11 protein-coding genes are annotated in these 14,519 nt (G+C 31.1%); 6 read left to right on the forward strand and 5 right to left on the reverse strand.

Annotated elements, in window-relative coordinates:
• The 4 genes from CHB63_RS11220 to CHB63_RS11235 form a co-directional block, all read left to right on the forward strand.
• The coding region (locus tag CHB63_RS11220) for an Ig-like domain-containing protein (protein ID WP_141107302.1) at window positions 1-2,765 on the forward strand (2,765 nt) is incomplete at its 5' end.
• Window positions 2,766-2,810: 45 nt separating this feature from the next.
• The gene (locus CHB63_RS11225) at window positions 2,811-3,731 is read left to right on the forward strand and encodes a PorP/SprF family type IX secretion system membrane protein (protein WP_176420347.1); all 921 of its coding nucleotides are present in this window, start codon (window positions 2,811-2,813) and stop codon (window positions 3,729-3,731) included.
• A 16-nt stretch (window positions 3,732-3,747) separates the two neighbouring features.
• A complete protein-coding gene (locus tag CHB63_RS11230; RefSeq protein ID WP_089378576.1) occupies window positions 3,748-5,835 on the forward strand; it encodes an OmpA family protein in 2,088 nt (695 codons plus the stop codon).
• A 315-nt stretch (window positions 5,836-6,150) separates the two neighbouring features.
• Window positions 6,151-7,230 (forward strand): OmpA family protein, encoded by a 1,080-nt coding sequence (locus CHB63_RS11235; protein ID WP_245856935.1) that lies wholly within the window; start codon window positions 6,151-6,153, stop codon window positions 7,228-7,230.
• A 42-nt stretch (window positions 7,231-7,272) separates the two neighbouring features.
• Here the strand turns inward: CHB63_RS11235 and sufD are convergent, their stop codons facing one another.
• The 4 genes from sufD to CHB63_RS11255 form a co-directional block, all read right to left on the reverse strand.
• Window positions 7,273-8,595: a Fe-S cluster assembly protein SufD gene (sufD, locus tag CHB63_RS11240; protein ID WP_089378578.1), complete on the reverse strand. Its 1,323-nt coding sequence runs from the start codon at window positions 8,593-8,595 to the stop codon at window positions 7,273-7,275.
• Window positions 8,596-8,602: 7 nt separating this feature from the next.
• Window positions 8,603-9,340: a Fe-S cluster assembly ATPase SufC gene (gene sufC, locus CHB63_RS11245; protein ID WP_089378579.1), complete on the reverse strand. Its 738-nt coding sequence runs from the start codon at window positions 9,338-9,340 to the stop codon at window positions 8,603-8,605.
• A 93-nt stretch (window positions 9,341-9,433) separates the two neighbouring features.
• Window positions 9,434-10,882, reverse strand: coding sequence for a Fe-S cluster assembly protein SufB (sufB, locus tag CHB63_RS11250; protein ID WP_089378580.1), 1,449 nt, complete (start codon window positions 10,880-10,882; stop codon window positions 9,434-9,436).
• Between the two features lie 9 nt (window positions 10,883-10,891).
• Window positions 10,892-11,221 (reverse strand): HesB/IscA family protein, encoded by a 330-nt coding sequence (locus CHB63_RS11255; RefSeq protein ID WP_089378581.1) that lies wholly within the window; start codon window positions 11,219-11,221, stop codon window positions 10,892-10,894.
• 134 nt (window positions 11,222-11,355) lie between these two features.
• Here CHB63_RS11255 and thiL point away from each other — a divergent pair, with 134 nt between their 5' ends.
• Both thiL and CHB63_RS11265 read left to right on the forward strand, forming a co-directional pair.
• Complete coding sequence (gene thiL / locus CHB63_RS11260) at window positions 11,356-12,399, forward strand: thiamine-phosphate kinase (RefSeq protein ID WP_089378582.1); 1,044 nt, start codon at window positions 11,356-11,358, stop codon at window positions 12,397-12,399.
• A 253-nt stretch (window positions 12,400-12,652) separates the two neighbouring features.
• On the forward strand, window positions 12,653-13,120 hold the full coding sequence (locus tag CHB63_RS11265) for a cytochrome C (protein ID WP_141107303.1): 468 nt from the start codon (window positions 12,653-12,655) through the stop codon (window positions 13,118-13,120).
• Window positions 13,121-13,865: 745 nt separating this feature from the next.
• On the opposite strand, the gene CHB63_RS11270 is transcribed toward CHB63_RS11265, so the two are convergent.
• Window positions 13,866-14,252, reverse strand: a complete 387-nt coding sequence (locus tag CHB63_RS11270; protein ID WP_089378584.1) for a hypothetical protein — start codon at window positions 14,250-14,252, stop codon at window positions 13,866-13,868.
• Between the last annotated feature and the right edge of the window lie 267 nt (window positions 14,253-14,519).

Here is a 14,519-nt window from a genome sequence, read left to right on the forward strand (position 1 = left end):
TTACAGTAAAAGATGCAAATAACTGTGAAACGACAGTTGATGTAACAATAGGACAACCAGCCGCATTAGAAAGACCAATAGCGAGTTTAGTATCTCAACCAACTTGTATTAGTGTAACAGGAAGTTTTTCTATCACAAATTATGATGCAAATTATACCTATACAATTAGCCCATCAACAGGTGTAAGTGAATTAGCAGGTATAGTTACAGCACCAGTAGGAACATATACAATTACAGCAAGTAATGTTGATGGATGTGTATCAGATACTTCTCTAAGTGTTGTGATGAACCCACAACCAAATTGCCCACCAGTAGCCGATAGTAATGCCATCACCGTATCAGAAGATAGTACAGATACTTCATTAGGCTTAACAGCCCCAACGGATGAGGAGGATACAGCTGCAGACTTAGGAGTTACAGTAACTGGAATACCAACATTAGGAGAGGTAACCTTAGCAGATGGAACCGCAGTAACAGCTGGAATGACGTTAACACCGGCACAATTAGTTGGATTGGTTTACGATGCACCAACGGATTACAACGGAACAGATGCTGTAGGAACATTTACTTATACGGTAACAGATAGCGGATTATTAACAGATGAAACAGGGGTTGTAACGATTGCAATCAATGCTGTAAATGAACCACCAGTAGCCGATAGTAATGCCATCACCGTATCAGAAGATAGTACAGATACTTCATTAGGCTTAACAGCCCCAACGGATGAGGAGGATACAGCTGCAGACTTAGGAGTTACAGTAACTGGAATACCAACATTAGGAGAGGTAACCTTAGCAGATGGAACCGCAGTAACAGCTGGAATGACGTTAACACCGGCACAATTAGTTGGATTGGTTTACGATGCACCAACGGATTACAACGGAACAGATGCTGTAGGAACATTTACTTATACGGTAACAGATAGCGGATTATTAACAGATGAAACAGGGGTTGTAACGATTGCAATCAAGACTGTAAATGAACCACCAGTAGCCGATGACGATACTGCATCAACAGATGAAGACACACCAGTTATTATTAATGTATTGGATGGCGATATAGATTTAGACGGAACGATAGATTCAGAAAGTGTAACAGAGGTAACAGCACCAACAAATGGTTCAATAAGTATTGATCCTGATACAGGTTTAATTACGTACACTCCAAATGATGATTTCTTTGGAGAAGATACTTTTGTATACTCTGTATGTGATGATGATGGCGCTTGTGATACAGCAACTGTAGTTGTAACGGTAGTTCCAACATTAGATGTAACAAATGATGTTGCCACAACAGATGAAGATGAGTCAGTAATAATTCCAGTATTTGACAATGATAATGATATTCCAAATGAAGGAACTATTACTGTAACTGATCCAGCCAATGGAACAGTTACAGTTGATGATAATGGAACACCTACAGATCCAAGTGATGATGAAGTAACATATACACCAGATTCAAACTTTAATGGAGAAGATGCATTTGACTATACTATATGTAATGCAGCTGGAAATTGTGATACTGCAACTGTTGTTGTAACGGTAGTTCCAACATTAGATCTAACTAATGATGTTGTTACGACGGATGAAGATGTTCCTGTAATAATTCCGATATTTGATAATGATAATGATATTCCAACGGAGAGTACATTAACAGTAACTGATCCTGCAAATGGAACAGTAATAGTTGATGATAATGGAACGCTAGCGGATCTAAGTGATGATATCGTTACTTATACACCAAATGACGGTTTCACAGGAGAAGATACCTTTGAATATACTGTATGTGATTCAGTAGGTAAATGTCAATCGGCAACAGTAGTTATAACTATTGATACATCTATTGATACAATAGATGATGCTGCCACAACAGATGAAGATGTATCTATAATAATTCCGGTATTTGATAATGATAATGATATTCCAACGGAAGGAACTATTACAGTAACTAATCCAGCAAACGGAACAGTAACAGTAGAAGATAATGGAACACCGACAGATCCAAGTGATGATATAGTTACATACACACCAGCGGAAGATTTTAGTGGAGACGATACATTTGAATATACAGTTTGTGATGCAGCTGGAAACTGCGATACAGCAACTGTTAAGTTAACGGTTACAACTGCAGAATTTCCGGATGTTGTAGATGATATTATAGAAGTTGTGGAATCAATGGAATTAGATATTTTTGGTAATGATGTTACTATTCCAATTATTGGAACAATAACTGTGACTCAGCCAGAAGATGGTACTATTACAGTAGATGATAATGATACTCCTAACAACCCAAGTGATGATATTTTAGTTTTCACTCCTAATGAAGGTTTTGTTGGAGAAACATCTTTTGAATATACTATATGCAATTCAGGTGGTGATTGTGATACAGCATCGGTAATTTTAGTTTATGTTGGAGTGCTGTCAGAATGTGAATTGTCATTTCCAGGGCAAAAGGATAGTAATTTTAATGGATATGGTTTCTCTCCAAACGGAGATGGTTTTAATGATTATTTTATAATAGATAATTTAGTATTTTGTTATCCAGATTTTGATATCCAAATTTTTAATAGATGGGGTAATGTTATATTTGAATATACTCATAATGGAAATGCTGAAAGTGAACCAATTTGGTGGGATGGGAAGTCTACTGGAAGAATGACAATTAATAAAGAAGAAGTTCTTCCGGCCGGGACTTATTTTTATATAATTAATTTAAATAGAGATAGCCATAAGCCGGTATCCGGATATATATATTTAACTAAATAAAATTATTTGAGGTATTAATATTTATACTCTCAATAATCAATTTTTATGAAAAACAATAAAATTATAATATTCTTGATATTTGTTCTAACAATATCATCAATGTACAGCCAACAGGATGCCCAATACACCCAGTATATGTACAACATGAATATTCTAAATCCAGCTTATGCTGGTTCACAAGGAACGTTAAGCATAGGTTTGTTAGGAAGAACTCAATGGGTTGGGCTAACTGGTGCTCCAAAAACAATGACTGCTGCTATTCATGCTCCGGTAGGGAGAAATGTTGGTTTGGGATTTTCAGCGATTGCAGATGAAATAGGTCCGGTTAAAGAACAAAATGTATTTGTAGATTTCTCTTATACATTGGAAACTTCAGATGAAGGTAGGCTGGCTTTTGGTATAAAAGGAGGTTTAACAATGCAAAATATAGACTATTTTAAATTGTCTATAAGTCAAGAAGAAGACCCGTTATTTTCAAATAATTTAAATGAAACATTTCCAAATTTTGGAGCTGGAGCTTTTTATTATACAGATGATTTTTATGTTGGGCTATCTATGCCTAATATGTTAGAGACCAGGTATTTTGAAAAAAGAAATGGAATTATTTCCAACGCATCAGAAAACATGCATTATTTTTTAACCAGTGGTTATGTATTTGATATTTCCAATAATTTAAAATTGAAACCATCACTTATGTTAAAGGCAGTAAAAGGCGCCCCATTATCAGTTGATTTATCTGCAAATGCACTTGTTTCAAATGCTTTTGAATTAGGATTGTCATGGAGGGTTGATGACTCTGTAAGTGGAATGCTAAATTTTTTAGTATCACCAGCATTAAGAATTGGATATGCTTATGATTATACCTATACAAATGTTGGAGATTTTAACTCAGGATCTCATGAAGTTTTTTTATTGTATGATCTAGATTTATCTAGAGGAGACTTAAAATCACCAAGATTCTTTTAATTAAAACAAATCAAAAATGATTAAAAATATTACCATATTATTTGTCCTTTTTTTTACCATAGTTATACATGGTCAAGAGGAAAAATATTCTATACAAAACCTGAGTATAAATAACCATTACTCTAATTTTGGAACTACTTTTTTTGGAGAGGATAAAGTTGTATATGCTTCACCAACAAAAAAAACCTTTATAATTAGAAATGTTTGGAAAGGTAATAACCAACCATTTTTAGATTTGTATGTTGGAGATATAGCTAAAGATGGCCAGTTAATTAACGAAAAAAAATTCTCAAATAAATTAAATACACGCTATCATGAAGCAGATGTTGCTTTTACAAAAGATAAAAAAACTGTCTATTTCTCTAGAAATAATTACTTAAATAATAAGCTAACAAAAGATTCAACAAATACTGGTTTAATTCAATTATATAGAGCTAAGATTGATTTAAAAGGAGAATGGATAAATGTAGAGGCAATGCATTTTAATAACGATGAATATCAAACTGGCCACCCTACTTTAAGTGCAGATGAAAAAACATTATATTTTATTTCAGATATGCCTGGTGGATTTGGAAAAACAGATGTTTATAAAGCAAAAATTAATGATGATGGAAGTATTGGAAATCCTATAAATTTAGGGGCCATAATAAATACGCCGGAAAAAGAAATGTTTGTTTCAATTAGTGGAAATAACGAGTTGTATTTTTCATCAGATGGAAGAGAAGATAGTTTAGGGGAATTAGATATATATGTTTCAAAAATTACTGAAAATAATATTACAGAACCGCAAAATTTAGGAGCTCCAATAAATAGTATAAAAGATGATTTTTCGTTTATTATAAATTACGAAACACGTAGAGGCTATTTTTCGTCAAATAGATTAGGTGGAAAAGGAGATGATGATATTTATACGTTCGTTCAAAATATACCAATTGAATTTGAATGTAATCAAATTGTAAAAGGAGATGTAACAGATAAAAACTCAGGTGAATTGTTGCCAGGGGCTTTAGTTGTTTTGTATAATGATTTAAATAATGAATTAAATAGGGCAATAGTTGGTGATGATGCACGTTTTAATTTTGAAGTAGATTGCAATAAGTCTTATAAAATAGTTTGTAGTAAAGATAAATACTCAACAGATATTGAAGAATTCTATTCAACTGAGGAAGTAGCATTAGAGCTTCCGCTATCAATTAGTTTAGAAGAATTTGTTTTAGAAGGAGGAAAATGTATTATTAAAATAAACCCAATTTATTTTGATTTTGATAAATCATTTATTAGACCTGATGCTGAAATAGAGTTGAATAAGGTTGTTGAAGTAATGAATAAATTTCCAGAGCTAATAATTGAAGGGGGCTCCCATACCGACAGTAGAGGAACATATAAGTACAATGAGAGTTTGTCAACTAGAAGAGCTAAATCAACAGTAAAATATATTATTGAAAAAGGAATAAACCCTAATAGAATAAATGCAAAAGGTTATGGTGAATCTCAACTTGTAAATGGATGTGGAGATGGTGTAAAATGTACGGATGAAGCTCATCAAATGAACAGGAGAACGGAGTTTGTTATTGTAAATTATAATGAAATTAAAGAGAAATATCCACAAATTTGCCCAAGCCCTAAACCAATTTCTGAAATAGAAAAAGTTGAAAAACAAAAAATATTAGATATTGTTGAGCACAGAAACGGTTTGTCATTTGAAAGTGAGTTTGATGCAAAAGATGATAAACTAAGAATAAAATTAAATCCAATTTATTTTGATTTAAATTCATCTTATTTTGGTAAAAATGCTGAAGTTGAATTGAAAAGAGTTGTTGAAATAATGGTTAAATATCCTGATGCATTGGTTCAATGTGGTTCTCATACAGATTCTCGTGCAAGTGATAAATACAATATGTGGCTGTCTGAGCGAAGAGCAAAAAGAATAGTAGATTATATCTCATCTAAAGGGATTTCTTCAAATAGAATTATTGATGCTGGCTTTGGAGAAACTCAGTTGATTAACAAATGTGCTAACGGTATTAGATGTACTGATGTTGAGCATCAGCAAAATAGAAGAACTGAATTTATAATTCTTAACCCGGAGGTTATTAAAAATTAAAAAAGATATTAAGAGTTGTGCAAAATGGAGTTATTAATTACTTCAATTGTAGCTATTTTGTGGGGAAATACTACACCATATACTCCACACAACTCTTTATTATTTATTTTCTAAAAAGCGAAGAATTGAATTAGTTATTGTTTATCCAAAAGAAGTAAAAAATTAAATATATATTTTATTTATAAATTTGTTTAGTTAAAATGTCAAATTAGAGATTTGGTTTTTATTAAGATATTTAATTAAAATTAAAATTTGATAATTAATAAGTTTAAAATAATTATATAGCAAATGCATTCTAAGAAAATTTTAAAAATAATGCTTAATTTTTTTTTGATTTTATTGATTTGCCCTTTTAATTTTATAAATTTATCAGCACAAAATCATCAATTAATTAAAGTTATTGCGGTTGTTTCAGGAAATGAAACTAATAATGCTTTATTTCTAGTAGAATCTGATATTCCAACTTTACATTTTATAAGAGCACAACGAATTGATGGCCCTCAAAATGGTATTTTCACTCAAAATAGCGATAATATTAGATATACAGCTATTTCTTCAGTTTCTGGAATCCCTGGCAATCTTAGTAAAATAAGATTTACTTTTTTACAAAAGGATAAAAGAACACCGGTTGAACCGAATACTTTTAGATTTATTATTAATGACATTGATGGGCCAAATAATGAAGCCTTGGCAACTAATTGTAATGCCAATTTAAGTTTTTTAGGTACTGCAAACCCTTCAAATCTATTAGTAATTAATTTGCCTCCAACAATCCTATCAATTGGACAAGTTGAAGAAAATGATGGGCCTACAAGTAGAGTAATGTTTGAGTTTAATAATGTTTCTGTAATTGAAATGGATAACTTTGCAAATGATGGTTACTTGAAGGATTTTGATATGAATGATGACTATCCAATTTCAAAACCAATATTTGTAAAATGTAAATCCTATACAAGTAGTATTTATACAGAAAATGATTCTATAGTTGTTAATAAGTCAAATGAGTTTAAAAAAGAAAATGAGTTGTTAAAAATTAAAACAAACCCTATCTTTTTTGATCTTAACAAAGCAGAAATAAGAAAAGATGCAGTTGTTGAATTAGAAAAGGTATTTGAAATAATGGAGAAATTTCCAAAATTAATTATTGAGCTTGGTTCTCATACAGATTCTCGAGATAATGATAATTATAATTTAAAATTATCGGAAAGTAGAGCCAAAGCAACTGTTAATTGGTTTGTTAGTAAAGGTATTGGTGCTACAAGAATTAGTGGAAAAGGCTTTGGAGAAACTCAGTTGGTAAATAAATGTGCTAACGGAGTTAAATGTAGCGAGGATCAACATCAGGTAAATAGAAGGACGGAATTTGTGATATTAAATCCAGAAGTAATTAAATAAAAAAACCGCTGAAAAGCGGTTTTTTTATAAATATATATTGGATTATAAATCAAAGCCTAATTCAACTCCTAAATTTTTGGCTATTAATTTTGTAATCCTAGATTTTAACTGTGGAATTTTAATTTTTTCAACAACATCATTTCCAAATGCAAAAAGCAATAATGCTTTTGCTTCTTTTTTTGGAATTCCTCGAGATTGCATATAGAATAACGCACTTTCATCCAATTGTCCAATTGTACAACCGTGAGAACATTTAACATCATCTGCAAAAATTTCTAACTGAGGTTTTGCGTTAATTGTTGCGCCATCATCAATTAAAATATTGTTATTTTGTTGAAAAGCATTAGTTTTTTGAGCGGCCTGTTGCACTATTACTTTACCATTAAAAACACCAGTTGACTTATCAGCGTAAATACCTTTATAAAGCTCATGGCTTTCACAGTTAGGAAATTTATGATTTACCAATGTATGATTGTCAACATGCTGTTTATCATTTAAAATAGAGATTCCATTCAAATGAGATGTAATATGCTCACCTTCATGATAAAACTCTAAATTATTTCTTATTATTTTTCCACCAAATGAGTACGTATGAACTGATGCCACACTTTGTTGTTTTTGAGAAACAAAAGTACTATCAATTAAAGATGAATCATCTGTATCATTTTGAATTTTATAATAATCTACAATTGCTCTTTTATGAACAAAAATCTCAGTTACAGCATTTGTTAATGTAGTGTTTTTTGATAGATTTTGGTGACGTTCAATTATTTGAACATGTGAATTTTCCCCTACAACCACTAAATTTCTAGGTTGAAGCATCACTTCTTTTTCACTTCCAGTTGAAAAATTAAGAATTTGTATAGGTTTCGCTAAAATTGTATTTTTTGGAATGTTTACAAAAGCTCCTTCTTTAGCGAAAGCAGTATTTAACTCACTTAAACTATTATTGTTTTTAGCAATTGTGTTAAAATAATTATCAACAACCATTTTATATTTTGGTCTTGTTAATGCTGAAGATAGCACACAAACATCACATTCATCATGAGTAGTGTCCGATAAAAATGAACTAAAAACCCCATCAATAAATATCAATTTATAGGATTCAATATCATTTATTAAATAGTCTTCAATATTTTTAAAACCTATTGATTTTTCGGTTTCAGGAAATAAGCTAAAATCATTTTTTAATAATGGTTTTAAGCTTGTGTATTTCCATTCCTCATCTTTTTTAGTTGGAAATCCATCCTTTTCAAAGTTTTGAATTGCCTTTGATCGAATAGAATGGGTGTTTGAATCCAAATCGATACCACCTTTGTTTTCAAAAGCTAAAAATGAAGAAACTAATTTTTCTTTTAAATCCATAATGCTTTTATTTCAACCAGTCGTAACCTTTTTCTTCTAATTCTAATGCTAATTCTTTTCCGCCAGATTTCACTATTTTCCCATTATGTAAAACGTGAACAAAATCAGGAACTATATAATCTAGTAATCTTTGGTAATGTGTTATTACCAAAACAGCGTTGTCTTTACTTTTAAGTTTATTTACACCATTTGCAACAACTTTTAACGCGTCAATATCTAAACCAGAATCAGTTTCGTCTAAAATTGCCAATTTAGGCTCTAACATTGCCATTTGAAAAATTTCATTACGTTTTTTCTCACCACCAGAAAATCCTTCATTTAATGAACGCGATAAAAATTTACGATCTATTTCTAATAAATCTGCTTTTTCACGAATTAATTTCAACATTTCTTTAGCAGGAAGATCTTCTAATCCTTTAGCTTTTCTTGTTGAATTAATAGCAGTTTTAATAAAGTTGGTAACAGTTACTCCAGGAATTTCAATAGGATATTGAAATGATAAAAAGATTCCTTTGTGCGCTCTTTCTTCGGGAGCAAAATCCTCTAAATCTTCATTGTTTAATAAAACCGAACCCTCAGTAACTTCATACTCTTCTTTTCCTGCAATTACAGCTGAAAGTGTGCTTTTCCCAGACCCATTAGGTCCCATAATAGCATGAACTTCACCTGCTTTTATTTCGAGATTAATACCTTTTAAAATCTCTTTATCGTTGATACTTGCGTGTAAATTTTTTACTTGTAACATTATTATTTTGTTGATTTGTGTATTTGTTTAACTGTGAAATTGATTTTAAACAATTAAACCTATAAACTATTAAACAGGTTAAAATTATAAATTTTATCCTACCGATCCTTCTAAACTAATTTCTAATAATTTTTGAGCTTCAACAGCAAATTCCATTGGTAATTTATTTAGTACTTCTTTACTAAAACCATTAACAATTAATGCAATTGCTTTTTCAGTATCTATACCACGTTGATTGCAATAAAATAATTGATCTTCACCAATTTTACTTGTTGTTGCTTCGTGCTCTATTTGTGCTGATTTATTTTTCACTTCTATATATGGGAAAGTATGCGCTCCACATTGATCTCCCATTAATAAAGAATCACATTGTGAAAAATTACGAGCATTATGCGCTCTTGGTCCAATTTGTACCAATCCTCTATATGAGTTTTGCGATTTCCCAGCAGAAACACCTTTTGAAATAATAGTGCTTTTTGTGTTTTTACCTAAATGAATCATTTTGGTACCAGTATCTGCCTGTTGAAAGTTATTGGTTACTGCAATAGAATAGAATTCACCAACAGAGTTATCACCTTTTAAAACACAGCTTGGGTATTTCCAAGTTACTGCACTTCCAGTTTCAACTTGCGTCCAGGAGATTTTTGCGTTTTTCTCACACAATCCTCTTTTTGTTACAAAATTGAAAACGCCACCTTTACCTTCTTTATCACCAGGAAACCAGTTTTGAACTGTAGAATATTTTATTTCAGCATTATCTAAAGCAATTAGTTCTACAACAGCTGCGTGTAATTGATTTTCATCACGTGCTGGTGCAGTGCATCCTTCTAAATAACTAACAAAACTTCCTTCATCAGCAATTACTAAAGTTCGTTCAAATTGTCCTGTTCCACCTTCGTTAATTCTAAAATAGGTAGAAAGTTCCATTGGGCAAGTAACACCTTTTGGAATGTAACAAAACGAACCATCTGAAAATACAGCAGAATTTAATGCTGCATAAAAATTATCTGTTGTTGGAACAATAGTTCCCAAATGTTTTCTCACCAATTCTGGATGTTCTTGAATTGCTTCTGAAATAGGGCAAAATATAATTCCTTTTTCGTTTAAGGTTTTTTTGAATGTTGTTGCTACCGAAACAGAGTCTATAACAATATCTACAGCAACATTTGATAAACGTTTTTGTTCATCAATTGAAATACCCAGCTTTTCAAAAGTTTTTAATAATTCAGGATCAACTTGGTCCAAACTATCTAATTTTGGCTTTTGAATTGGAGCAGAATAATAACTAATTTCTTGAAATTTTGGTTTTTCATAGCGAACATTTGCCCACTCTGGCTCTTTCATTTCTTTCCAAACTTTAAAAGCTTCCAATCGCCATTCAGTCATCCATTCAGGCTCATTTTTCTTTCTAGAAATTGCAATTACAACATCTTCATTTAAACCAATTGGAAATTTATCAGCTTCAATATCAGTATAAAAACCGTATTCGTACTCTTTTGTTTCGAGTTCTTTTTTTAAATCGTCTTCAGTAAATTTATTCATTACAAATTTTTAAAGTGAAAAACTTTCACCACATCCACATGTGCGTTGAGCGTTAGGATTGTTAAATACAAATCCGGTTCCGTTTAATCCACCAGAATATTCTAAAGTTGTACCAACTAAATATAAGAAACTTTTTTTGTCAACAATAATTTTTATGTCATTGTCTTCAAAAACTTTATCACCTTCTTTATTTTCTTTATCAAATGTTAATTCATAGGAAAGCCCAGAACAACCGCCACTTTTCACCCCAACTCTAACAAAGTCAATTTCTGGATTAAAGCCGTCATCATTCATAAGCTCAATAACTTTCTTTTTTGCTATGTCTGAAACTTTTATCATTTTCTCTTATATAGATTAATTCTAAATTAGTGCAAATATAGGTACAAAAAATGAGTTATTATACTATTTATAATGTTAAAATTGATAGTGTAATTGATGTTATCTATTCAAAATTTATGATTTATCTTTGCAAAATGATAGAAGATAAAAACCAATCAAGAACAAGTATTTCTGAATTAGGGGAGTTTGGCTTGATAAATCATTTGACTAAAAATTTTAAAATTCAAAATAAAACAACAATTAAAGGTGTTGGTGACGATGCTGCTGTTTTAGAAATAAAAAACAAGCAAGTATTAGTTACAACGGACTTATTAATTGAAGGTGTGCATTTTGATTTGAGTTATATGCCGTTAAAACATTTAGGGTATAAAGCGGTGATGGTTAATTTATCGGATGTTTATGCAATGAACGGTGAGGCTTCTCAAATAACTGTTTCTATTGCGGTTTCAAACCGTTTTCCATTAGAAGCGCTTGAAGAATTATATAAAGGAATTCATTTAGCTTGTGAAAATTATAAAGTTGATTTAGTTGGAGGAGATACAACGTCGTCTACAACAGGTTTGTTAATAAATATTACAGCGATTGGACAAGTAAATAAGGAGGATGTAGTTTATAGAAATACTGCAAAACCAAATGACTTATTAGTTGTTACAGGTGACTTAGGGGCGGCATATTTAGGATTGCAAGTTTTGGAACGTGAAAAACAGGTTTTTGAAGTAAATCCCAATTCACAACCAGATTTAAGTGGCTATTCTTATTTGATTGAAAGACAATTAAAACCAGAATCTAGAAAAGATATTGTAAAATTATTGAAAGATTTGGAGGTGAAACCAACATCAATGATAGATATTTCAGACGGGCTTTCTTCTGAAATTTTACACATTTGCACCCAGTCTAAAGTAGGATGTGATTTATATGAAGAAAAACTGCCTTTAGATCCTCAGGTTATTTCAACTTGTGAAGAATTTGATTTAAATAGCACCACAATTGCATTAAGTGGAGGTGAAGATTACGAATTATTATTTACCATTTCACAAGAAGATTTTCCTAAAATAAAAGGAAATCCACATTTAACAGTTATTGGCCATATAACCGATGAATCTTTAGGAGCAAATTTAGTAACTAGAGCAGGCCAGAAAATAAAATTGACTGCCCAAGGGTGGAATGCTTTAAGTTAGTTAAGCATTATATATACCAGTTACTACTTAACCAATTGACAAAAGAAAAACATACGTTTAGCTGGAAGTATTTATTGTTAATCCGTATATTTATAACGGATATAACCCGTTGTTTGCAATTTGTGATACACTTTCTTGATAAAAATCAGTTCCATGACTGATGAGGATCATTTCCTTTCTTTATCTTAATCTCTAACTTTGACTTAATAAATGTACTATGGTGCATTAAATCATTAATTTAAAACACCCGGTTATGACTGTTAGAAATAAATTTTTGATCAACCTTCTGAATTATTTAATGGTGTTTGTCTTGTTATGTGGGAGCTTACTAATAAGTAGCTGCAATAGGCAAGCGCGTGAATTTGCATTACCTGAAGGCGACATTGAAAAGGGGAAAGTCACCTATAAGAGATTGGCATGTAATGAATGTCATAGTATTCCAAATATTGAATGGAAGGGCGGAAAAGATAATCTAAAAATACACCTTGGAGGTGAAGTAACATCCCTAAAAACCTATGGAGGTCTGGTTACTTCAGTAATTAACCCTTCCCATAAAGTTGCATCATTCTACAATCAAAAAACCTCTACCGAAGGAGACCTTTCAATGATGAAGAATTACAATGAAGTTATGACAGTTCAGGAACTTATTGATCTTGTTACTTTTCTTCAATCAAAATATCAAGTAGTATCACCACCAACCGAATACTATCCTTATTATTGAGCAGTTAAGGAACGCCTAAAAAACGGAGGAGAATCTATATTAAAAACAAAATCAAAAAGGTTTTATTAATGCTGGAGGTTATTGAAGAGTCATATTTGAATAACTATTCTTTCAGAGCATACGTTAGCAAAGAAAAATCACGAATTTCATTATTAATGAAGTTGCTCCCAAACATCATATTTTCATATATGTGACTTTGTGTGGTATTATGCAAAACAATAACCAATGATAAAATTATTTAGAGGGCGGCATGATAAGAAAATGTCTAGGAGATATTTTTAGCGAACTTGCTAGGATGCAACGCAGAGATTAAATTTATAAACTATGATTAAATTTTTTTAGAAGAATAAATTAACATCTCACCAAATTACTGAAATTAAATATAGTGATGAAGGAGATTTATCTTTTTTAGCAATAACTTAACTCACATTTTTCAAATAAAACTGCTTACAACAACTCATAAAATTTATGCTTAAATTTGAACTAAATAGTGAACCGATAGGCATTTAACAAACGATTTGCTACAGCCGTAAAATCTCTGGTTTTCTAGTCGTATAAATCTTATAAAAGCCCGAAGTAATTAACGGCGAATTTCACTCTAAAATCCGCAATAATATTTTTATTCAATTCAACAAATAGTCAAACTATTGAGTTATTAGATTTTAAGGAAATAATTTTTAAAGAAACAATAGACATGAATAAACGCACGTAACATTGCAAACCACTGCTGACGCTCCAGCTATTCTTAATCGTTCTTAGCTTGCGTAACATTATGAAATGTTGGCGCATTTTCGGTAATTCTTCCAGCACCCTTTTTATTAATTTTGAAAGTTACATCCTTTGTTGTAGTAAATAAAAGAACCGTTGAAAATGACGTTTTAAGATATGATTTCAAAAATACAAAAGCCTCTTCTAATGTAAGCTCGTTTTCCTCATCCTCGGTTTCTTTAGATTGGTAGCGCAATTTCACTAAGACCATAAAGTCATTATCAGAATAGACGGGTCTTACAAATATATTTTTCAAGTTAGGCTTACCAATGGTCTTTGCCATAGTTAATTTGGCAAAACGGCCTTCTTGGCAACTTTCTTTTACTTGTTCCCAGAAAAGAGCAAACATATCTTGGTACGGCATAATTTAAAGATTAATGATAAAATATTATGGTGTTGCAAATTTAATATTAATAATTCAATTTATAAATCCGAACCTATTTTTATCACTCAATTTGCTACAACCGAAAAATTTCCGATTTGCAATCGAACAAATCTTGTAAAAATTCTTTGGCACAAGTATGACTCAAATGAAAATCAGTAAAAAAAAAATGTACATTTGCAATAAGTAAAAATATTCGAAAGATTCTTGACAATTGAACATAACATATCACGAATAAATTATCTTTTA

The sequence above is a fragment of the Lutibacter flavus genome, assembly GCF_900188355.1.
GTDB classification, from domain to species: domain Bacteria; phylum Bacteroidota; class Bacteroidia; order Flavobacteriales; family Flavobacteriaceae; genus Lutibacter; species Lutibacter flavus.

What these genes read in the sequence shown, in the direction of transcription:
- CHB63_RS11225 (WP_176420347.1), top strand. Translation starts at nt 2,811, where the DNA reads ATGAAAAACAATAAAATTATAATATTCTTGATATTTGTTCTAACAATA.
- CHB63_RS11230 (WP_089378576.1), top strand. Translation starts at nt 3,748, where the DNA reads ATGATTAAAAATATTACCATATTATTTGTCCTTTTTTTTACCATAGTT.
- CHB63_RS11235 (WP_245856935.1), top strand. Translation starts at nt 6,151, where the DNA reads ATGCTTAATTTTTTTTTGATTTTATTGATTTGCCCTTTTAATTTTATA.
- sufD (WP_089378578.1), bottom strand. Translation starts at nt 8,595, where the DNA reads ATGGATTTAAAAGAAAAATTAGTTTCTTCATTTTTAGCTTTTGAAAAC.
- sufC (WP_089378579.1), bottom strand. Translation starts at nt 9,340, where the DNA reads ATGTTACAAGTAAAAAATTTACACGCAAGTATCAACGATAAAGAGATT.
- sufB (WP_089378580.1), bottom strand. Translation starts at nt 10,882, where the DNA reads ATGAATAAATTTACTGAAGACGATTTAAAAAAAGAACTCGAAACAAAA.
- CHB63_RS11255 (WP_089378581.1), bottom strand. Translation starts at nt 11,221, where the DNA reads ATGATAAAAGTTTCAGACATAGCAAAAAAGAAAGTTATTGAGCTTATG.
- thiL (WP_089378582.1), top strand. Translation starts at nt 11,356, where the DNA reads ATGATAGAAGATAAAAACCAATCAAGAACAAGTATTTCTGAATTAGGG.
- CHB63_RS11265 (WP_141107303.1), top strand. Translation starts at nt 12,653, where the DNA reads ATGACTGTTAGAAATAAATTTTTGATCAACCTTCTGAATTATTTAATG.
- CHB63_RS11270 (WP_089378584.1), bottom strand. Translation starts at nt 14,252, where the DNA reads ATGCCGTACCAAGATATGTTTGCTCTTTTCTGGGAACAAGTAAAAGAA.